The following is a 19212-nucleotide window of genomic DNA, read 5'->3' on the forward strand; positions in this document are numbered from 1 at the left end:
ACGACCCGAGGAGGCCCTGGCCGCCATCCAGGAAGCCGTCGACATCCGCCGGGAGCTGGCCGCTGCCCGACCCGACACCCACCTCCCCGACCTCGCCATGAGCCTCAACAACCTCGCCAACCGGCTCGGGGCACTGGGACGACCCGAGGAGGCCCTGGCCGCCATCCAGGAAGCCGTCGACATCCGCCGGGAGCTGGCCGCTGCCCGACCCGACACCCACCTCCCCGACCTCGCCATGAGCCTCAACAACCTCGCCAACCGGCTCGGGGCACTGGGACGACCCGAGGAGGCCCTGGCCGCCATCCAGGAAGCCGTCGACATCCGCCGGGAGCTGGCCGCTGCCCGACCCGCCTCCTACCTCCCCGACCTCGCCATGAGCCTCAACAACCTCGCCAACCGGCTCGGGGACCTCGGACGACCCGAGGAGGCCCTGACCGTCGGCCAGGAAGCCGTCCAGACCTACCGGCAACTGGCCGACGCCCGACCCGACACCCACCTCCCCGACCTCGCCATGAGCCTCAACAACCTCGCCATCCAGCTCGGGGTACTCGGACGACACGAGGAGGCCCTGACCGCCGGACAGGAAGCCGTCCAGACCTACCGGCAACTGGCCGACGCCCGACCCGCCTCCTACCTCCCCGACCTCGCCATGAGCCTCAACAACCTCGCCAACCGGCTCGGGGACCTCGGACGACACGAGGAGGCCCTGACCGTCGGCCAGGAAGCCGTCCAGACCTACCGGCAACTGGCCGACACCCGACCCGACACCCACCTCCCCAACCTCGCGGGCAGCCTCAACAACCTCGCCATCCAGCTCGGGGACCTCGGACGACCCGAGGAGGCCCTGACCGTCGGCCAGGAAGCCGTCCAGACCTACCGGCAACTGGCCGACGCCCGACCCGCCTCCTACCTCCCCGACCTCGCCATGAGCCTCAACAACCTCGCCAACCGGCTCGGGGACCTCGGACGACCCGAGGAGGCCCTGACCGCCGGACAGGAAGCCGTCCAGACCTACCGGCAACTGGCCGACGCCCGACCCGACACCCACCTCCCCAACCTCGCCATGAGCCTCAACAACCTCGCCATCCAGCTCGGGGACCTCGGACGACACGAGGAGGCCCTGACCGCCGGACAGGAAGCCGTCCAGACCTACCGGCAACTGGCCGACACCCGACCCGACACCCACCTCCCCGACCTCGCCATGAGCCTCAACAACCTCGCCAACCGGCTCGGGGACCTCGGACGACACGAGGAGGCCCTGACCGCCATCCAGGAAGCCGTCCAGACCTACCGGCAACTGGCCGACACCCGACCCGACACCCACCTCCCCAACCTCGCGGGCAGCCTCAACAACCTCGCCATCCAGCTCGGGGACCTCGGGCAACCCGAGGAGGCCCTGACCGCCATCCAGGAAGCCGTCCAGACCTACCGGCAACTGGCCGACACCCGACCCGACACCCACCTCCCCGACCTCGCCATGAGCCTCAACAACCTCGCCATCCAGCTCGGGGACCTCGGGCAACCCGAGGAGGCCCTGACCGCCATCCAGGAAGCCGTCCAGACCTACCGGAACCTCGCCGCCGCCCGACCCGACACCCACCTCCCCGACCTCGGCATGGCTTTGCGGGTGCAGTCCTGGCTTCAGGGAGAGACGGGCAGCGGAGAAAAAGCGACCTGAAATACCGCAGGTCCCGTCCGGTTCCCGCCGCACGGGGCGCTGCCTGGGAGCGGCGCGCAGCGGATCGCTGCGCGCGAGCTGGTGGTCTCGGCCCGCTGTGGCCCGGGCCCACCCGGTGCCGTGATCGGTCGCGGCCGTGACCGGGGTAGTGGCTCTGTTCACCTCGCGGAGCAGCGTTTCGACAGCAGTTCGGGAGTCAGCAGCCGAGCTGGATGCTCACGAGAACGGGCAGCACCTCGGTGGTGATCGGAAGAACGCTGGCTACCGCTTCTCGGGGCTCGGGGCAAAAGCGCTGGCTACGGGCGCAGGCGGCAGGGACCACCGCTCCGCTGCCGGGCGTCGGTATGTGCCTTCCGTTCTCGTGAACACCGGCTCCGCCGACCAGCGCATGCCTCCCGAAGTCGTGACGAACCGACTTCACGACTCGTGAACAAAGCCAGGGGTAGGGGCAGTCGCGTTCGCCAGGCATGGACATCCCGGGAGTAGGCGGTACGTACGAGCACACGGTGACGGCGCTGCGGGTGGGTGAACTCCGTGAGGCTCTCGCCGGGCTGCCCGACGGTCTTCCGGTGTTGGTGAGTGTGCCGGCCGGGCCAGGCACGGTGATGTTGGGCGATGACCGGGTGGAGCGTCTGGTTCTCGTCGCCGCGAGCGGTCCGATCCCGGGGCTGACCGACGACGGCTGCCGGCCGTTGCTGCTGCTCGCCGACTTCCCCTGTGGCCGCTACCCGGCAGGACGGCACTGACCGGAAGAAACGGCCGGGAGCAGCGTCCGTCTGGAGGGGCGTCGCCTGCGTGCGGGCCCGGCCCCGCGCATACGGCGGGCAGGCGGGGCTCGTGGTGCGCCCGCCCGCTGGTCCCGAACGCTGCGGTCTCCGTGAGCAGCGTGGCGCTGTGGGCGAGTTCTGCGGCGGCGGGTGGTGTCGGGCAGCGGGCCGGAGGGGAACTGGTGACCGGTTCGCGGTGGGGGTGGCCGGCCCGGGTCCGGGGTCGTTGTGGTCGGCGTCGTGGGCCCGGCCGTGCGGCAGTTCCTCGTCTGTCCCGCAAAGCGTCCCCGCCGCAGCCGACACCCGGGGCGGCCGGTGGCGGTTGCGGTGCAGGTGGAAGGGGGTTGACCGGCCGTCTGGCTGGTGTATCGGGCGCAGGTTTCGCCGCAGTGCGCCGCGGGCGGCCCGCCGGAAGTTCGGTGGCCTGTCCCTCTTGACCGGCTCGTTCACCCGCCTACTGTCCAGCACCACGGACCGCCCGGGGCGGGCGCTGGCGCACCGTCATGCCCAGGCTCCACCCCGGCCTGGTCCGTCTTCCATCAGACGCGAGACAGAGGAGACGACCGTGGACGAGATGGTGCCGCGCGGCCGGGGAGAAGGCGCGGACGAGTGGGACGGTACGGAGCGAAGGGCTCGGTGCGGGCCGGAGGTGAGGGTCGGGGTGCCGGCCTGGCGGGACCCGCAGCGGATGCTGGGCGGTCTGGTCCTCAGCACGGTGAGCCCGGGCATCGGTTTCGTGCTCACCAGGGTGTGGGAGCACCTGCACATCGCCGTCACCTGGCGGTGACTGGCCTGTCCGGCGGCGGTTGACGCCGGACCCGCCCGGTGGTGGTGGTCCGGGACCTCCCGGGCCACCACCGTGTCAGTCGCCCTGGCCGCTGCGGTGGCGCGGGGCACGGGGGCAGGAAGCTTGCCGGCACAGGAGGCGGGGCGGGCCCGGTGCCCTGCTCCGGGCCCGGTGTCGGCGGTTCAGGCGAGGCGTTGCCGACGGGCGATCCCCAGGAGCGTGAGCGCGAGGCCGGGGTCGAGGGAGAGCATCGGCTGACCGTCGTCGGCGTCCAGGACCAGGCGGCCGTCGAGTTCCGTGTTCCCCGTGATCCGGCCCAATCCGGCCCAATCCGGCCGGGGTGATGGTGTGCGCGTGCGAAGGGCTGCTGCGTCCAAGAGGGCACCCGGATTTACTAGCGGGCGATTGCCCACCACTTGCTGAAGATTAGGAACAGCGTTCCCATCCAGAAGAAGAAGAGCGATATCCAGAGAAGGAGCTCGAAGCCGGTTCCGAATGTGGCCAGGCCGACCAGAAATGCGAGTGCTCCGGCCCCGGACACGGAAAGGCCCCACATTTTCACGTACTGAGCCCGGGGGCCAATGGAATGGCGGACAGGGGCGCCCATTACTGCCATGAAGGTAAGAAACTGCAGTACCGCGAACCCGATGAGCAGCATGTGCCGCCATCCCCCTCGATGCTTGGAAGCGACTTGCCGCAGGTTCCCCTGCGGCAAGTCGCCATGCTACCTGCTTAGTTGGCTTCGAAGGATGTTGCCTTGTCGTTGGCGTAGTCGCCGACGTAGGCGCTGTGTGTCGGGTCGGAGAAGAAGTTGTCGCGGGACGGTTCCACCCACAGCCGCTCGTCACCGGGGCCGAAGACCTCGACGGTGGTGCTCATGCTGGTGTTCACCCAGCCGCTCGCCTTGTAGTCGAAGTCCCACTCGGAGAGCTGCTTGAGGTAGGAGTAGTGGTCCTTCCACTGGAGCCGGCGGCCGCCGTAGTCGCCGTCCTGGTAGAGGCAGTACCACTGGTCGTGGAAGCCGTAGGGGCACTTCTGGTACTGGCAGGTGCCGCTGTCGTAGCAGGTGCCGGTGCCTCGCGGGGAGACCCCGTTGCCCTTGGCCGTGGAGACGAGCTTGGGGCTCGTCTCCGGGGCCGTGCGCTGCGAGGGGAGTGGGAACGACATGATGATGTTGCCGTTCTGCCAGGATATTTCGTTGGCGCTCACCTGGGTGCCGCCCGGCGTCTTCTTCAGCTGGCTGTCTATCTGCGCTTGGAGTGTCTTGGCCTGAGTGGCCGTCAGTCGAGCCACGTCGGACCGTGGGTCGGATTGGGCCATGGAGTAGGCCTTGGGCGTTACTGTCGCCGCCTGGGCCCCCTGGATGCCTGCCCCCGAAATCAGCAGAGCCACAAAGGCCGCTGCATAGAACTTACGCACTAAATTCTCCGCTTTCCGATAGATTGCAGGCGGGGGTCAGCGTATGGGCATTTCTCTTTCATTGACAGCCCCCCGGTTGTCGATGCCCGAACAATGACCAGATCATTTCATAGGTTCACACCGCATGCGATTCATTTGAGCAATATTTGAGGTTCGGGTGAAATCTGCCAACGATCCTATGCGGAATTCACTAATCCGGTATTTGCATAATTGCTCGCCCTTGCCCCCTTGCCCCCGTGTCCCCGTGCCCGCGTGGCAGTGGTGGCTGGAGTGCGACGGCCGCGTCGACTGGGCGCAGCTGCGGCCGACGCTGTCTTCGAGGGCGAGCGGCTCGGCCGCTGGGTGCAGGCACAGCGCGGCGGCCGGCCGGGCCTGGAGCCCGACTGGCAGGACCTGCTCACGGGCGTCGGCATCGAGGCCGACGCCGAGCTGGTGGCCGCGAAGCAGGGCGCCCCGACCACCACCGGTCCGCCGCGGGCGCAGGACCACCGCCGTCCGTCCCGTCCGCTTACCGCGCCACACACAACCAGCACCACAAGAGAGGGACGGACACAGGGGGTGTCTGGATTTCCCGGGGCACCCGCATCGGCTCTGAACTGCGGATATGCGGGATTCGGGCGGTGGGGCGGACGCGTACAAGACCACCTGCGAGACGCCCGGCAGGACCACCTCAAGGCGCCTTCCAAGACCACCTCCTACCGGCCGCTCCGGCGGGCCCCGCCACGGCCCCTGGCGGCCCGTCAGGGGCCCGCGACCGGCCCCGCCGGGCCCGGGGACGGCAGCCGGGCCTGCCAGGGCGGTTGCCGCCGGCCTTGGGGCGCCGGGGCCGGGTGGGCGCGCCGGGCGGACGCCCGGGGTGCTCACGGCCGTTCAACGGGTCCGGTCCGACCCGGTGACGGAGAACCGCGCGGACGGCGGGCGGCCCGGAGCAGAGCGGGCCCGGTGCTCGCGGTTCAGGCGAGGCGTTGCTGGCGGGCGATCCCCAGGAGCGTGAGCGCGGGGCCGGGGTCGAGGGAGAGCATCGGCTGGCCGTCGTCGGCGTCCAGGACCAGGCGGCCGTCGAGGACGGCGGCCCACGCCTGGTCCTGCGGGACGTCGACGAGGCCCTCCTCGACCCAGCCCACCAGCCGGCGGTCGTACTCGACGGCCTGGACGCCCGGGTGCCGGGGCCAGGTGAGGTGGACCAGGCCGCCGCCCAGGGTGTAGGAGCGCACGGGCTCGCCCAGGCCGCGCCCGGTCGGGGGGAGGACGGAGGGCAGTGGTTGGGAGAGCGCCAGCCGGGGTTCGGCCGGGACGGGGCCCGGTGCGGTCCCGGCGGCTTCCCGCTGCCCCTGTACGGGCGGGCGGGTGGGCTGTGCCGGGCGGGCCGCGGGTGCCGGGTCCGCCGCCCGTCCGGTCCCGGCGGATTCATCGCGCGTCGAATCCAGGCCGCCCCTTGTTTCCTCGCGCGTCGAATCCGGGCCGATGCCCATTTCCCCGCGCGTCGAATCCCCGGCCCCGACCGGCGACCGCAGCACGGCCGGCGAGACCCGCCGCAGAACAGCCGGGTCATACGCCGGGTCGTACGCCTCCGGCGCCGGCGCGGCCGCGTACCCGCCCGGCACCAACGCCGGGAATGATTCGACGCGCGAGGAATCAAGGTCTGCCCCGGACGGGAGCTCCACCGCCCCGACCGCGGCTTCGCGCCGGGCGACGAGCATCTCGTACCGCAGCCCGCGCGCCTGACGCAGCACCCGCCGCCCGAGGCCCTCCACGCCCGCCTCCAGCCGCTCCAGCGCCCGCTGCGCCAGGGGATCCTGGCCGTCGCCTGCGGCCTGGCGGGCGTCGTCGAGCTGGTCGAGGTAGCGGGCCGCGAGGCGCTCCAGGGCCCGGGCGGACTGCAGGAGCTCCTCCCGGGCGCCGCCGTCGGGGGTGGCGGGTGATTCGACGCGCGAGGCAATCAGCGCGTCCGCCACCGCGTCCCGGTGGCCCTCGGTGCGGCGCCTGCGGTAGGCCTTGGAGGAGCAGGCCCGGCCGCAGTAGACCGGCCGCCGCCCGGTGCCGGAGGCGCGCAGCGCGGCGTGGCACTCCGGGCAGGCCGGTACGTCCGGCCCGGGTTCGTTTCGACGCGCGTCGGATTCCTCGGGATCCTTGATTCCTCGCGCGTCGATTCCAGTGGTGACCGCGATTCCCCGCGCGTCGAAACTCTGCTCCATGATCGGAATGGTAGCCACCGCCCCGGACAGCACCACCCCCGGTCCGCACCCGCCCCGCACCGGGCCCGTACACAAGGGCGCCCGCCCGCACCCCGCACCGGACAGGTCGTCACCCCGGCGCGGCAGCTACGGGGCCGTCAAGATACCCGGCGGAGACCCTTGACGGCCGCCCCGCCCGGCCGACCCCGCACACCGGGCCCGGTGGGGGTGCGGGTCAGATCTGCCGATCCGGGTCGGAGAAGGCCGGCGCTGCGCCCGTGCCAAGGGGGCGGCGGGCGGGGCGCGGTACGGGGATGCCAGTGTGTCGCACTTCGCGCTGGGTACCTGGCTCAACAATCAGAAGGCCCGCCGGGCGAAGCTGACGGCGGGACAGCTGGCGCAGCTCGCCGAGCACGGTGTCGAGTGGGCGTAGCGGGCCTGTCTTCGGTGGTGTGCGGCGGACCGATTTGCCTGCTGCCGCACACCGTCAGGGCTCATGACCAGGAGGCCGCGCCGCCGTTGTGGAACGGTTCGCGCATCGGGTCGGTGCGGCGAACGAGTTCCGCGTCCCCCGCGATCCGGCCCTGGCGGAGCAGGTGGCCCGGCTGACGGCGTGGCAGTGGTCGCGCAGCCGTCCACAGCGCTCGCTGGAGCAGGCCCAAGGAGAAGCCGTTGTCCTTCACCCGGCGAAGGAGCTCGGTCGTGCGTGTCAGCTCGGGGAAGCTGAACTCTCCGGCGGCCGCCCGTATTGCCCCGCTCAGTTCTTCCTGGACACGGAAATCGTGGCGCGCGACATCGGCCAGACGCATGATCTCCTCGGGTGTGGCCCGGGTGTTGTTCGCGGAAAAAGCAAGTCCGGGTTCGGGTGCGGGTCCCGGCTCTGACAGCCGCTCCCGCGGTGCGTCGACGTACTCGGACGTGGCGTCGCTGTCCACGACCTCGCTGGCGGACCCCACCACCTCGGCATCGATCACCTCCAACGCCTCGGTCTTCTCGACGTCCGGCACGGGCTCGTCGGTGCGGCCGAGTTGTTCGCTGACCTCGTCAAGGTGGTGGGCGGCAGCTTCGAGGTCATCGGTGATGTCGGCCAGGACCGCAGGGACGTCGTCGGTGATGGTGAAGGCCGGCAGGATCGCCGGACCCGCGACGATCAAGGACGGCAGAGGCTCGGTCAGCTCGTCGCTGACTTCCCTGCCGCTGACCGCCCGCAGTTCCATCACCTTCTCCTGCAGCTCGGCGGTCTGAACGGTGGCACGGGTGGTGAGCGTCAGCGCCCTCTCCCGCTCGGTCTGGGCCCGGCCCAACTGCGTGGTGGCCGCGGCACGCTGCCGGTCCGTGCTCTCCAGACGCTGCTTCGCCTCCCCGACCTGTGCGGAGTCCGGCTCCTTCTGTACGAGCAGCTCCACCTGGTGGTGCTTGAGCATGGTGACCTGCGACTCCAGCTGCGCCACGAGCGTGGTCAGCGCTACCACCTTCCGGTCCGCCGACACCAGCGCGTCCTTCGTCGCCACGTAGAGGTCACGGACTTTCAGCAGCTCCTCCTGGCTGCTGATCAGCTGCCTCTGCAATACCAGGACCTCGGTGGCGGTGGGATCCGCGACCACCTTCGGGGAGTTCAGGTGCCCGTCCCAGAGGACCTTCGCCGAGGCAGTCCACGCCTGCTGCTCCTGCAGGGACCCGGAGCACACATCGGCGAGCGCTTCGACGAACTCCCACGACAGGTCCGCGCCTTTGAGCATCCGGTAGTAGGTCGTCTTCCGGGGGACCTGGCCGTCGGCGAAGTGCTCGGACGTGAGCGCCGAAAAAACCTGCAGACCTGTCAGGCCACAGGTGTCGCGCCACGTCGTCATCAGCCCGACCAGGGCGTTGGCCTGCTCCGTTTTTCCGAGTAACTGCTTGGACTGCGGTCGGCCTCGGCGTGCCTTCTGCGGCACCGTTCCCCCTCCGTAGTTTTCCGCGGAAAACACCGGACAATCGGCGCCCCCGCCCTCCCGCGCCGACCCCTCCCGAATCAGATGGATCGTGGTGGTGCGTGCTAAGCGCGGTCACACCACCCTCTCACCTAGGAGCGTCCACCCGTTGGCCAGTCACCTCACCATCCACGTCCTGCTCGTTGGGGTCGCCCTGCTGATCTCCGTTGTGGTCGGCCTCGGTGGCGGCCTACTCCACCGCGCCGATCACAACACCATCCCCGCGTGCATCTTCCAGGGCGGCAAGACCTTCACCGGTTCCATGACCGTATGTATGAGCGTCCTGATTGCCCTCGGCTTGTTGTTCTGACACCTGACCACCACCCCGGCCGTGTGCCTGCGGCCAGCTTGCCCAGCCGTACGGCCAGGCGGGGCTTCTGCGGGGTCAGGACGGACACGGACAAGGCCGCCACCCTGCGCGCGGGGTGGCGGCCTTCGGCATGATCGGGGGCGGCCGGAGTGTCATCCGGCCACCCCCGGCGGGCGGTGCCGTGCGGCCCCGACGTCCTGGGGGGTGTCCGGGCACCGGGGTGTGGAGCAGGCGTCGCCGCGCGCCCTGGTCGGGGCGCTCTCCCTGCTTCAACGACCAGGCGCGGCCCCGGTCACCGCTCAGCCGGACCGGACGGCGCTCTCACAGTCCGGGCAGATCCGGCCCGCCCAGCGCGGGGGCCACCAGTGCCCGCCGGGGCGTTCCGGCTGCCAGTGGTCGACCAGCAGCGCGGCGGTGTCCCGCCGCACACCGTGGCCGGGCCGGGGTCGCCGGGGATGTCCGGGTCGGACGGTGCGGCGTGGACCAGCCGTACGGCAGATGGCTCGGCCGGCTCCCCGCCCGCCAGGATGGTCCTCAGGTCGACGGGCTCCACCAGTTCGAGCGGCGCGATCAGCCCCATGGATCAACGGTGCACCCCGGTCGCCGCCGTCGCACCCTGCGGTGGCGCCGGTGGGGTCAGGGTCAGATCTGCCGGTCGGGGTCGGCGACGCTCGGCGCTGCGCCCGTGCCGAGGGGGCGGCGGGCGGGGCGGGGAGCGGGGATCTCCTCACTCGGTGGCTGCCGGAAGTCGGGGCTCTGCTCGACCGGGAGCAGCCGTCGGCCGGCGGGCCGGGCGGGTTCGTCGGTGGCGGGTTCGGAGAACGCGGGCAGGGCGAGGGGGCGGCGGTCGGGGGTCATGGTCGTCAGTGTGGCAGTTCGCCGGGGGTGACCGGCCGTCAGCCCCGGGGCGGGGGGGTGTGTTGCTGTCCGCGATGATGGGCAGGCGCTTCCCTCTTTCCAATGCCCTGGGGAGCGCGCGGCGGCCCGGCGGGAGGATCCTCTCCGCCGGGCCGCAGGCGCGTTGGCGGCCCGGGGCAGCTCGACCCGCGTGCCCGGCGGAGCTCTTCGTGGAGGGCGGCCTGCCTGGTGGCGATGGTGGTGTGGGGTGTTCACGAGTGGGGCTGAGCTGGCCGCAAGTGGGCAGGGCGAAGATCGCTTCCCGCAGGTGTTGTGATCGTTTCCCGAAATCGTCCTGCCCGTCCTCGTCCTGGTGGGCTACAGCTGGCCCGTGGCCATCCTCCGCTCGTGGCACCAATGCCGGCTTTCGGCGACCGCGGTGACGATCGAAGCGATGGTCCCGGCCCCCGTTCGCCCGAGCCAGACGACGGTAGTCCCTTCGGACGGGATCGTCAGGAGGTCCGCTCCGATGGCTTCGTCGATCGTCCGCTCGAAGGACCCGTTGCACAAACTCTCGCTGGCAAGAGGCTGCGAGTCTCCGGCCTGGAGTCCCTGCCAGAACCGGCGGAACGGGGCAGCCAGCGCCTCCCAGGCTGACGCGTCGGCGAAGCTGCCCGTGTTCGTCTCGGAGTTGAACCCGATCCGGTCACCGGGGCTGAGCGCGTCGATGTCGTCGTCGACGCCGAGGGCCATCTCCCAGGTAGCTACGAGCTCGTCGAGGACACGCAGGCGGACGGCGCCGACCTCCCGCCCGTCGAAGTGCTCGCCCATGAACTCATACGGTGCCTCCGTCCACGCTGCCTCAACCTGGTAGGTCCCGGGCGGGATCCGCTCCACCAGTTCCCGGCCGACCGGCGTCCGCAGCTGCATGTCTCCGGCGTCCGGCCACGGCGAGTCGACGATGACGCGGCCGCTTGGAATGCGGACCGTGGCCACCTCCGCCACCTCGACGACATGGACGGAGATCGTCGAATCATCAAGACGCGTTCCAAGCCGCGCCCCCGGAGTGAAAACCGCGCCGAGGAGCCAGCTCTCCTCGGTGCCGGCAGCCAGCCGGACATCTGGTGTGTAACCCATGCGCAGACGATAGGCGGCTGTGCCGACACCCCGCTGGTCCACGTGGACGGTTGCACCCCTGGCATCAGGTCCGGGCGAGATTCGGGGCGCCTAGAACCAGAAGGCTTTGACTACGGAGTGGCCCGCGCCGGCCGCCTGACGGTAGAAGGAGAGCAGGCCCTGGTGATGCTGCAGGAAGATGGCCTCGATCTCAGCCTCGTACGCGTAGCTGCCGCGAGGCCCGAAGATCGCCTCCTTGGAGGCGGACCAGAGGACGTCGAAGGCTGCGGCTTCCAGGAACTCTGCGGCCTGCTTCACCTGGAGCGGAGTCATGATCAAGAACGGCGGACCGACTTCGGAGTCGACGGAGGAGCCCCCGAACACGGGCAGTGCGGCTGGCCCACCGACGTCCCCGGCGCCTTCCGCAGAGCCCGTGTAGAGCTGCTCCACGTCGTCGAAGTCCTTCTCGATCGCACATGCGATCCCGGTAGTGAACTCTTCCTCCCTGCGCCAGGAGTTCTGCATGAACGTCGCCAGCCATCCGCTCTGGGGCTGAATCTCGTCCTGTGGAACAGCACGAAGGTGCATGTGGAAGCTCATTGCAAGGGTCCACGCTTTCTGACGTGAGGCTGTCCGGTCGTGAGCGGACCCTAACCGCTGACACCGACGGTGCGCCGATGACGGCTCAGGCAGGATCGTTCGTCAGCGGTTGGCTGGCAGCCAGGCTGTGAGCTGGAGTTGTTCCAGGCTCAGAGCTGCACCGGCGGTTGCCGGTCAGTGGGTGTCGAGGATCTGGCTGTGCCGTCGGGGGCGCGTCTCAGTCTTGGTCGGGCTCGCCGAGCGTCCAGCCGCTGATTACGTCGATGGGGCCGCGCCAGGTGGACAGAGTGCGGGTGGTGCGGCTGGCGCGGTAGGTGACGTTGCGCAGGTGGAGGAATGAGCCGCCGTACGAGGGTGCGGCGGGTGGTCTGGTACTCAGTCGTCGATCAGGAAACCGCGCATAGGTGTTGAGCTGGAGGGGCCTGAGTGCCAGGGGGGCGCCGGGCGGCTGGATTTGCGTTGTGCCTGTTCGCGAAGCCAGTGGGGTCGGAAGAAGTCGTACCGGCGGGGCACGCGGATCGGCAGTCCCGCCTCGGTGGTACCAGCTGGCGGGTACGGCTTTCTGGGGCCGGGCCATCCATAGTTGCCGAGCGTGACGTCCACCGGCAGACCGTGGGTAGCCAGGTAGGTCACGTCCCGGGGCAGGTACTCGCCCCACGGTGCCCCCGGGCCGGGCGGGGGGTGTCCCGGGGATGTTGATCCGGATCCGGACCGGGGCAGGTTGGCCCGCGTCGGCGGCCGGTCCGGGAGCAGGGGGGCGGGATGCTCTGGACCGCTCCCGGTCGGCGGCCCGCTCCCATGCTTCCTCCCACTTCGCGACCATGCGCGGAGGGAGGCCGAGTGCCTCTGTGAAAGCGGTGACGTGCCTGATCCTGGGCACGAGCTCACCACGCAGGATCGCGCCCAGGCTGCTCCTGGGGAGACGGAATTCTCCGTCCGGGGTGAGGCCCGCCCGGCGTTGCAGTTCGGCCTCCGAGGGCTGGCCGCATTTGGCGCGCAGCTCCCACATCGCCCGGCTGAGCTGCCCGAAGGTCTCAATGAGTTCAGGTCGGACGAGCTGGTGGCTGTAGAGATCACGGACCCCTTTGGCGAGGTCGCCGCCACGGGCGCGGCGTTGCTTCTGGTTCGCCCAGCGGGCCTTTCGCCACCGCTGCTTGGCCTCGGTGAGGTCGGCGTCGCACGCCCTGGCGAAGCTCTCCACGATCCGCCAGGACGGCACGCTCCGGCCGCTGGCGGCTCGGGAGAGCATCGAGGCGCTGTACGAGGTGGTGAGGGCCATTGCCGTGTAGGTGAGTCCGGCACGCTGGCGCTGATCGCGCAGCCACAGCGCCAGCGCTTCGGACTGTCGGGTCTCTGCGGCAACAGCGCTTTCGCGCCGTCCCATGGTTGGTTGCTCTCCCGGTCAGATGCCTGCGGTCGGGAGGTCGCGCAGGCCCTTGACGGTGCGGCAGGCCAGGAACACTGCGCCGCCGAGGAACTCCAGGGTGGCGGCCATCGTCTGGCCGGCGATGACCAGTGCCGTGGCGAGGATCATGATGACGACCACGATCACCATCTCCCCGGGGACCAGGGCGCGCCGAGGCTGTCCCGGGCCGAACGGAATGATCGAGCGCATGTCGGTTCTCCTAGCATCGGTGCGTGCCCCGTTCGCGGGCACGCGTGAGGTGGGTGCTCCAAGTCGACCGTTCTGACAGGGGATTGCCGGCCCCTTGGCGTCAGCTCGGTCCATCTCGTGTGATCCTCGCACTTGTCATCAGGCGATCACAATCCGTGCCCTCCCGCAGTCCCGGTTTGATTCACTCCTGGCCACTTGGCCCTGTGAACATCCGTGTCACACCTCGGAGAGCCATGCAGGTGACGGGCCTGGGCGCTGTGTATTCCTTCATGTTCGGCCACGCTCCGGTTGCCACGGGAGCGGATGCGGTGCAACTCTCGCAGCAGCGCATATCCGGCCAACCGCCGGAGCTTCCCTGGCGTCGTGGGTGCTCCATGGAACAAGGGACCGGGAGCCGCGAATTGCCGCGCGGCCCCAGAGGGTGGCGCACCCAAGGGTGCAGCCACCCTCAACCCGCTGCGGCCGGCTTCGGCTGCGTCCCTCGCGTTGATGCCCGTCCACGGCCTGCTACGGTCGCCACGCCCATGGCGGGGGCAAGTGTCCCGCTTGTCCGTTGTTCTGACATCCTGTCCCGGTCCGAAGTACCGAGAACGTCTCGGGAAGCCAACGGAACGGGAGTATCCATGGCATTCGTCACTGTCGTCCTCAACCAGAAGGGCGGCATCGGCAAGAGCACCATCACGGTGAACTTGGCCGCCACCATCGCCGAGGTGCTCGGCGGACTCGACGGCGAGGCCGCGCCGGTTGCCGCAGTCTCCATCGACCCCCAGGGCTCCACCGTCTGGTGGGCAGAGCGGGTCGGCGACGAGCTGCCCTTCGTGTTCGTCGACGCGTACGACGACACCGAGGGCATCAAGAACCTCCGCGAGGCGACAGCCGTCCAGCACGTGCTCGTCGACACGCCCGGCTGGATGGACCCCGCTGCCCGCAAGAAGGGTGCCGGCGACCCTCTCGGAACCGGGCCGGTGGCCGACTCGATCCGGGCCGCGTTGGACAACGCGAACCACGTGATCGTGCCGATCGAGCCGGAGCCCCTGGGCTGGATGCCGACGAAGAGCACGATCGAGCAGATCCTGAAGCCGCGCGGCATCCCCTACACGGTCGTCATCTCCAACTGGGACCCGAGGGACGGCAAGTCGGACCTGGACGAAACGAAGGACTTCGTACGACGCAACGGGTGGCCGCTCGCCCGGACGGTGATCAGGCACTACAAATTGCACACCCGGGCCGCCGCTGAAGGGCAGGTCGTCACCCGGTACCCGAAGTCCCGCGTTGCCCAGGAGTGTCTGCAGGACTTCACGAACCTGGCGCTTGAGCTGCAGCTGCGGTTCGTCCAGACCAAGGCAGGTGCCTGATGGCCTCCACGAAGCGCCGGAGCCTTGCCGACCTCGTCGGCGGAAACGTCAAGGACAGTGCCGCGGATGGGCAGGCCACCTCACCGCAGATGGACGGGGACGTCCCAGCAGTTCGGATCAAGACGGACCGGTTGCTGGCCAACCCGCACAACCCACGCGATGACATCGGCGACCTGGAAGACCTGAGGTCGATCGCCGAGCGCCAGCTGCAGAGCTGCCTGGTCGTCACGAAGGCCGCCTACCTGCGCCTGTGGCCCGACGAAGCCGATGCCCTACGCGGTACGGACTACGTCGTCGTCAACGGCTGCCGTCGGCATGCGGCGGCCGTGAGGTTCGGCCGCCACGAGCTGATCTGCATCGTCGACGACGGCGTCGCCGAGTCGCGGGCCAAGCTGCTGCGCACCGCGCTGGACGAGAACACCGAGCGCCGTGACTTCGATCCGATCGAGGAGGCCCGCGCTGTCGAGTCCGTCGTCGGCGAGTACCCGTCGGCGGCTGCGGCCGCGGGCGCGGAGGGCTGGACCACCAACTGGGTGTCCCAGCGCCGTCGTCTGCTGCTGCTGGCACCTGAGGTGCAGAAGAGCGTGCGGGAGCGTGCCCGGGGCGGGGAAGGCATGGCTCTTCGCGATGCACGGTGGCTGTGCGGCCGGCCGAACCTGGACCAGATGAACGCCGAGCAGCAGTTCGCGGCGGTGCACGAGATGCGGTCGTCCCAGCGGGAGACCGCCGCCTCCAACAAGGTGCAAGGCCAGCGCAAGGCCGCCGCAGCTCCGAAGGACAAGCAGGACCGCGCTCAGGTTCCGGCGTATACCGCGGTATACGCCGGAGCCGGCGCCCCTGGGGACGACTCGGTGGCTCCGGCCGAACCGGCCGAACCGTATACCGCGGTATACGAGACGGGTGGGTCATCGGCACCGGCCGACGAACGACCGGTACCCGAGCAACGCGAGCGCTCGCACGAACGAGGCGCCCACAGCGTCGACTGGCAGGACATTCCAGCGTTCGCCACCGCGATCCGCACGGTGCTGGGCAAGGAGAAGATAAGCGAACTGGCCGAGGCCCTGATCAACGGGCTCTGACAACAGAAATGGCGAAGGGGCTCGTACCCGGCATGATGCCGGGTACGAGCCCCTTCGTGCTCGTCTCTCACCCTGTTGGGGCGGGCCTTCGTCGTGTTGGCGGCCAGGTTGGGCCGTGGCTCCGGGGGGCGGCGAGGGCCGCGATAGTGGCGTCCGCCGGCCAGCGGAGCGGGCGGCTCAGTCGATGGCACGAGCGGCTCGGAAAGGGCGGGGACGGCGAGGATCCCTGACCACTTTCACCTGGCCGGATGTGCAGGCGAGAGCGGATGCGAGCTGGTGGCTTGATCGGCTCGGGCCTTGACGGGTACTTCGTCCAACTCACCGAGATCAGCCAGCGACACCAGTCATACTTACATGATGAGCAGTCAGGAGAGGTTGGCCATCCCTGACGGGATAATACGAATCAACCGATACCGCGCGGAGCCCAGCGGCTTGTACGGCACGACCAAATTTCTCATCACAGTGCGGATCGACGACATCACGGCGGGCCTGCTGCGCGCCAGCCAACAATTCGTCGCCCCGGTGCCATCGGGCCCCCATCGCGTGGAACTACGCTGGGTGACGCCGCTTTTTAGTAGCTTGGGGAAGAGCGAGGTATTGCACGTCCTCGTAGGACCGGGCGAGGACATCAACCTCGACTGCGAGATCCATAATGGTCCGATGGTGCGGAGACTCCTACTGCACCACCTCGGAGATCTTTCAACTCCGGCGCCATCTGTTTCCGGGGCTGCGGACGCCAGGGTCCTGGCAGTAACTCAGATGAAGCGCATCGAGGAACAGCTTGGTGAGGACGTGCGGCTGATCGACAACCGTGCCAGCCCTGCCCCCGTTACCCGCAGCTTGAAAGCCAGCCGCGAGTGGACCCGCACTCTGACATTAGGCGAGAGCCGCAGCCGGACCCTAGGTGGCAACGTGAGCGCGAACCTTCTCTGGCTCTCGGCCAAGGGCAGCATAGAGGCTGAGCTACAGCACAGTCTCTCCCTGGCGATTGGCAGCACACACCTGTTCGAAGAGGAATTCGGCGTCACAGTCCCAGCACGTACTGCTCTGCGGATCGTGCTGGACTGGAAACGCATCTGGCAATGCGGCGAAGCCCGTGTGTTACTTCCAGATAGGTCGGTGCACACCGTGCCGTATCAGGTCGTGGTGAGCGTGACCTTCGATCAGAAGATCCAGGATGTCACCAGTTTCCCGGACGGATAGGCCGTCATATTTCTTCGGGCAGGGTACAGCTGAGCGACGAAGCGGTGATCGCCAGAGCAAGGATGCTGAGAACTGACGGTTCGCTGGACAGACCCCGGCGGCGTCAGCGCGTGATGCGGTCGATCACCAGGCGCTCGAAGAGGTCCTCGGGCAGTTCGTCCTGGTACTGCTCGACCGAGCGATGCGCAGCGGCCGCGTCGCCGTGCCAGCAGCTGATGACGTCCTCGTTGAAGTCGATCAGCTGGCGCACGTCGTCCGGGGTCAGTTCGGGGTGGAACTGGCATCCGAAGACCCGCTCGCCGTAGCTCAGCGCCTGGACGGAGGTGTGCTCGTTGCGGTACTCGATACGCACGCCGTCCACTTCCTCGATCTGCGGATTGATCGCCTGGTAGTGGAACGATGGCACGACGCCGATGCCCTGGTGGTCGCCGACCCGGTTCACCTCGGTCAGGCCGACCTCGATGCCCGCGGTGTCGATGATCGAGCCCGGACGCAACGCCTCGGCGATCAGCTGGGAGCCCAGGCACACGCCGACCACCGCGGGGCCGGTGTCGCCGTCGCGCCCGTTCGCGTCGGCGACGAGTTCCCCCATCAGCTTGATGGTCGCGCGCATCCACGCGGCGTCAGAGTGCACCGAGGTCTGGCCTCCGGTGAACACGTACGCCAGGGCCGGTGGCCGTCGCGCGGTCAGATCGGCTGCCTCGGTCACCAGGTTCAGGCGGCCGCAGCTCAGGCCGGCCCGGGTCAGCCGCTGCTCGATCCGGTCGGCGTAGTCGAGACTGTCGTAGATCAGCCCGTCCGCGACGCAGATCTGCACGTCCACCGGCACAATCCCCACCCCTCTTACTCGAAGAACCTCGACCACAGGTTGAGGGCCGAGTCGACGCACTGGACGAAGCTCAGGATAGCCACGATCGTCACTGCGAGGTTGACTCGCGTCACCCGGCGCATCTGGTCGTGCTCCAGTTTGCGTTCCACCGCGCGCCGCGCCATCTCGAGCAGGGTGTCGGTGCGCTCGCGCACCTTTTCGGTCTCCCACGCCTCCAGGACGCTGTCACGCAGCTTGAGCACGTGGAAGTCGTAGCTGAACGTGGGCCGTACCAGCGCCTGGTAGTCGGCGCGCAGCCGTCGTTCCAGGGCGATGAGCAGTTCGGGGTCCTCGTCCAGTGCCATTTCGCGGATGATCCGTTCCGCGGCACCGGCGGAGCGTTCGAGCCGGGCGTAGTGCACGTTCAACTGACCGAGAAGGTGTTCAAGTTGGCCGAGCGTGTCGCTGGGGCCGTCTCGGGAGGCCAGCAGGAAGAAGGCGTATCCGGGGTAGAAGAACTCCTGGGGCCACGTTGATTCGGAGGGGATCGGCGCGGCGGAGCGGGGGTAGATCAGGTACCGCAGCGCATCGGAGAGGGTCGCCCGGCCGGGTGCCGGATGGGTGGTGCCGCCCGCGTAGGTTGAAGTAGGGCAGGACTGTGGGACATGGCGGCCCCTGTCGGCACCGGTCGGACATCGCGGTCAGGGCCGGCAGCAGTTCGTCCCTGATACGCGCGGTAAGGCCGTCGCGCCCCTTCGGCCCGAAGTCGTCGATGAGCTGTTCCCGCCGCCTCACGGTCCACCCCTCAACGACGCGCATGTGCGCGGCCACCGACCCGTAGCCGTCCGGGAACAGGATGCCGGTGACGTGCAGCTCCACCGGTAGCGCCGTCGTCTCCCGCACGATCGCCGTCAGCCGCGCGTCGAACTCCTCCGACCCGGCGAAGTGGGTGAGCAGGTCGACCGGCGGATTGCCGAAGGTGAGCGAGCCGCGCAGGAACTGGTCCAGGGACCGGTGCACCAGCGTAAGGCGCCCCTCCGGATCGAGCCCACCGTCCGCCGGAACGGCGAAGCCCGAAGAGTCCGCGAGCGAGACCGACCCAGGGAAAAAGGGCCCGGTCAGCAGGAGCAGGGCGTCGCCGCAGAAGTCGACGCCCGACTCCGCAGGCGGCGGCGCAGCAGCCTCACGCGGATGCGGTATCGGCACTCCGCCCGGCAGTCCGGCCTTGTCCCGGACAGGTCCAGCGCCGTCCATGCGACCGCCCCCAGCGAATCAGGCATCTCCAGCCTTTGCCGACTTCCGTGATCCCCATGACAGGCGTCCGGCACGCCGTCCTGTTCGCAGCTCCGCTTCCGATTCACCTTGGCAGGCTGTCCCCGTCGGCGAACGCAAATCAGTCTGCGTGAGGAGTTGTGACAGCGCATCCGGCTCGACGCAAGAAGGGGCCGAGATTCCGGTTCGCGAGATGTCTCAGCCGCTTGACCAGTGGCGAGG

The 19212-nt window shown here is 69.3% G+C and carries 20 protein-coding genes; 7 read left to right on the plus strand and 13 right to left on the minus strand.

The features are described from left to right. From ABD330_RS26160 to ABD330_RS26170, 3 genes are all read left to right on the plus strand, one after another. Positions 1–1678: tetratricopeptide repeat protein (locus ABD330_RS26160; protein WP_344468458.1), on the plus strand; the 1678-nt coding region annotated here is incomplete at its 5' end. A 467-nt stretch (positions 1679–2145) separates the two neighbouring features. After that, complete coding sequence (locus tag ABD330_RS26165; protein ID WP_344468459.1) at positions 2146–2424, plus strand: DUF6225 family protein; 279 nt, start codon at positions 2146–2148, stop codon at positions 2422–2424. A gap of 586 nt (positions 2425–3010) precedes the next feature. Further along, positions 3011–3232, plus strand: coding sequence for a hypothetical protein (locus ABD330_RS26170; RefSeq protein ID WP_344468460.1), 222 nt, complete (start codon positions 3011–3013; stop codon positions 3230–3232). A 182-nt stretch (positions 3233–3414) separates the two neighbouring features. On the opposite strand, the gene ABD330_RS26175 is transcribed toward ABD330_RS26170, so the two are convergent. The 5 genes from ABD330_RS26175 to ABD330_RS26195 all read right to left on the minus strand — a co-directional run bounded on the left by ABD330_RS26175 (position 3415) and on the right by ABD330_RS26195 (position 8759). Further along, the gene (locus tag ABD330_RS26175; protein ID WP_344468461.1) at positions 3415–3552 is read right to left on the minus strand and encodes a hypothetical protein; all 138 of its coding nucleotides are present in this window, start codon (positions 3550–3552) and stop codon (positions 3415–3417) included. A gap of 74 nt (positions 3553–3626) precedes the next feature. Continuing rightward, entirely contained in the window at positions 3627–3890 is a 264-nt protein-coding gene (locus ABD330_RS26180) for a hypothetical protein (protein ID WP_344468462.1), read from the minus strand. Positions 3891–3964: 74 nt separating this feature from the next. Continuing rightward, positions 3965–4552 carry a hypothetical protein gene (locus tag ABD330_RS26185; protein WP_344468463.1) on the minus strand — a complete coding sequence of 196 codons (588 nt, stop codon included), beginning with the start codon at positions 4550–4552 and terminating at the stop codon, positions 3965–3967. A gap of 1052 nt (positions 4553–5604) precedes the next feature. Further along, positions 5605–6846, minus strand: a complete 1242-nt coding sequence (locus ABD330_RS26190) for a hypothetical protein (RefSeq protein WP_344468464.1) — start codon at positions 6844–6846, stop codon at positions 5605–5607. A gap of 473 nt (positions 6847–7319) precedes the next feature. Then, on the minus strand, positions 7320–8759 hold the full coding sequence (locus ABD330_RS26195; RefSeq protein WP_344468465.1) for a hypothetical protein: 1440 nt from the start codon (positions 8757–8759) through the stop codon (positions 7320–7322). Between the two features lie 145 nt (positions 8760–8904). Here ABD330_RS26195 and ABD330_RS26200 point away from each other — a divergent pair, with 145 nt between their 5' ends. After that, positions 8905–9105, plus strand: a complete 201-nt coding sequence (locus tag ABD330_RS26200) for a hypothetical protein (protein WP_344468466.1) — start codon at positions 8905–8907, stop codon at positions 9103–9105. A gap of 642 nt (positions 9106–9747) precedes the next feature. Here ABD330_RS26200 and ABD330_RS26205 read toward each other — a convergent pair. The 5 genes from ABD330_RS26205 to ABD330_RS26225 form a co-directional block, all read right to left on the minus strand. Further along, on the minus strand, positions 9748–9963 hold the full coding sequence (locus ABD330_RS26205; protein ID WP_344468467.1) for a hypothetical protein: 216 nt from the start codon (positions 9961–9963) through the stop codon (positions 9748–9750). 357 nt (positions 9964–10320) lie between these two features. Further along, the gene (locus tag ABD330_RS26210) at positions 10321–11079 is read right to left on the minus strand and encodes a DUF4241 domain-containing protein (protein ID WP_344468468.1); all 759 of its coding nucleotides are present in this window, start codon (positions 11077–11079) and stop codon (positions 10321–10323) included. Positions 11080–11169: 90 nt separating this feature from the next. Then, entirely contained in the window at positions 11170–11658 is a 489-nt protein-coding gene (locus ABD330_RS26215) for a DUF1877 family protein (RefSeq protein WP_344468469.1), read from the minus strand. A 217-nt stretch (positions 11659–11875) separates the two neighbouring features. Beyond that, positions 11876–13042 carry a helix-turn-helix domain-containing protein gene (locus tag ABD330_RS32555; protein WP_425555642.1) on the minus strand — a complete coding sequence of 389 codons (1167 nt, stop codon included), beginning with the start codon at positions 13040–13042 and terminating at the stop codon, positions 11876–11878. A gap of 18 nt (positions 13043–13060) precedes the next feature. Next, positions 13061–13273, minus strand: coding sequence for a hypothetical protein (locus ABD330_RS26225; RefSeq protein WP_344468471.1), 213 nt, complete (start codon positions 13271–13273; stop codon positions 13061–13063). 623 nt (positions 13274–13896) lie between these two features. On the opposite strand from ABD330_RS26225, the gene ABD330_RS26230 reads away from it, so the two are divergent. The 3 genes from ABD330_RS26230 to ABD330_RS26240 all read left to right on the plus strand — a co-directional run bounded on the left by ABD330_RS26230 (position 13897) and on the right by ABD330_RS26240 (position 16910). Further along, entirely contained in the window at positions 13897–14628 is a 732-nt protein-coding gene (locus tag ABD330_RS26230) for a nucleotide-binding protein (RefSeq protein ID WP_344468472.1), read from the plus strand. Next, on the plus strand, positions 14628–15707 hold the full coding sequence (locus ABD330_RS26235; RefSeq protein ID WP_344468473.1) for a ParB/RepB/Spo0J family partition protein: 1080 nt from the start codon (positions 14628–14630) through the stop codon (positions 15705–15707). The genes ABD330_RS26230 and ABD330_RS26235 overlap by 1 nt, the downstream gene beginning before the upstream one ends. 357 nt (positions 15708–16064) lie before the next feature. Beyond that, positions 16065–16910, plus strand: coding sequence for a hypothetical protein (locus tag ABD330_RS26240; RefSeq protein ID WP_344468474.1), 846 nt, complete (start codon positions 16065–16067; stop codon positions 16908–16910). 103 nt (positions 16911–17013) lie between these two features. Here the strand turns inward: ABD330_RS26240 and ABD330_RS26245 are convergent, their stop codons facing one another. Genes ABD330_RS26245 through ABD330_RS26255 form a run of 3 tightly spaced genes read right to left on the minus strand, consistent with a single transcriptional unit; the run spans position 17014 to position 18972 of the window. After that, on the minus strand, positions 17014–17775 hold the full coding sequence (locus ABD330_RS26245) for a type 1 glutamine amidotransferase (protein ID WP_344468475.1): 762 nt from the start codon (positions 17773–17775) through the stop codon (positions 17014–17016). Beyond that, positions 17754–18146, minus strand: coding sequence for a hypothetical protein (locus ABD330_RS26250; protein WP_344468476.1), 393 nt, complete (start codon positions 18144–18146; stop codon positions 17754–17756). Before ABD330_RS26250 ends, ABD330_RS26245 begins: the two co-directional genes overlap by 22 nt. Positions 18147–18162: 16 nt before the next feature. Further along, positions 18163–18972: a hypothetical protein gene (locus tag ABD330_RS26255; RefSeq protein WP_344468477.1), complete on the minus strand. Its 810-nt coding sequence runs from the start codon at positions 18970–18972 to the stop codon at positions 18163–18165. Positions 18973–19212: the final 240 nt, after the last annotated feature.

This window comes from Kitasatospora kazusensis, from assembly GCF_039529945.1.
In the GTDB taxonomy this organism is placed as follows: Bacteria; Actinomycetota; Actinomycetes; order Streptomycetales; family Streptomycetaceae; genus Kitasatospora; species Kitasatospora kazusensis.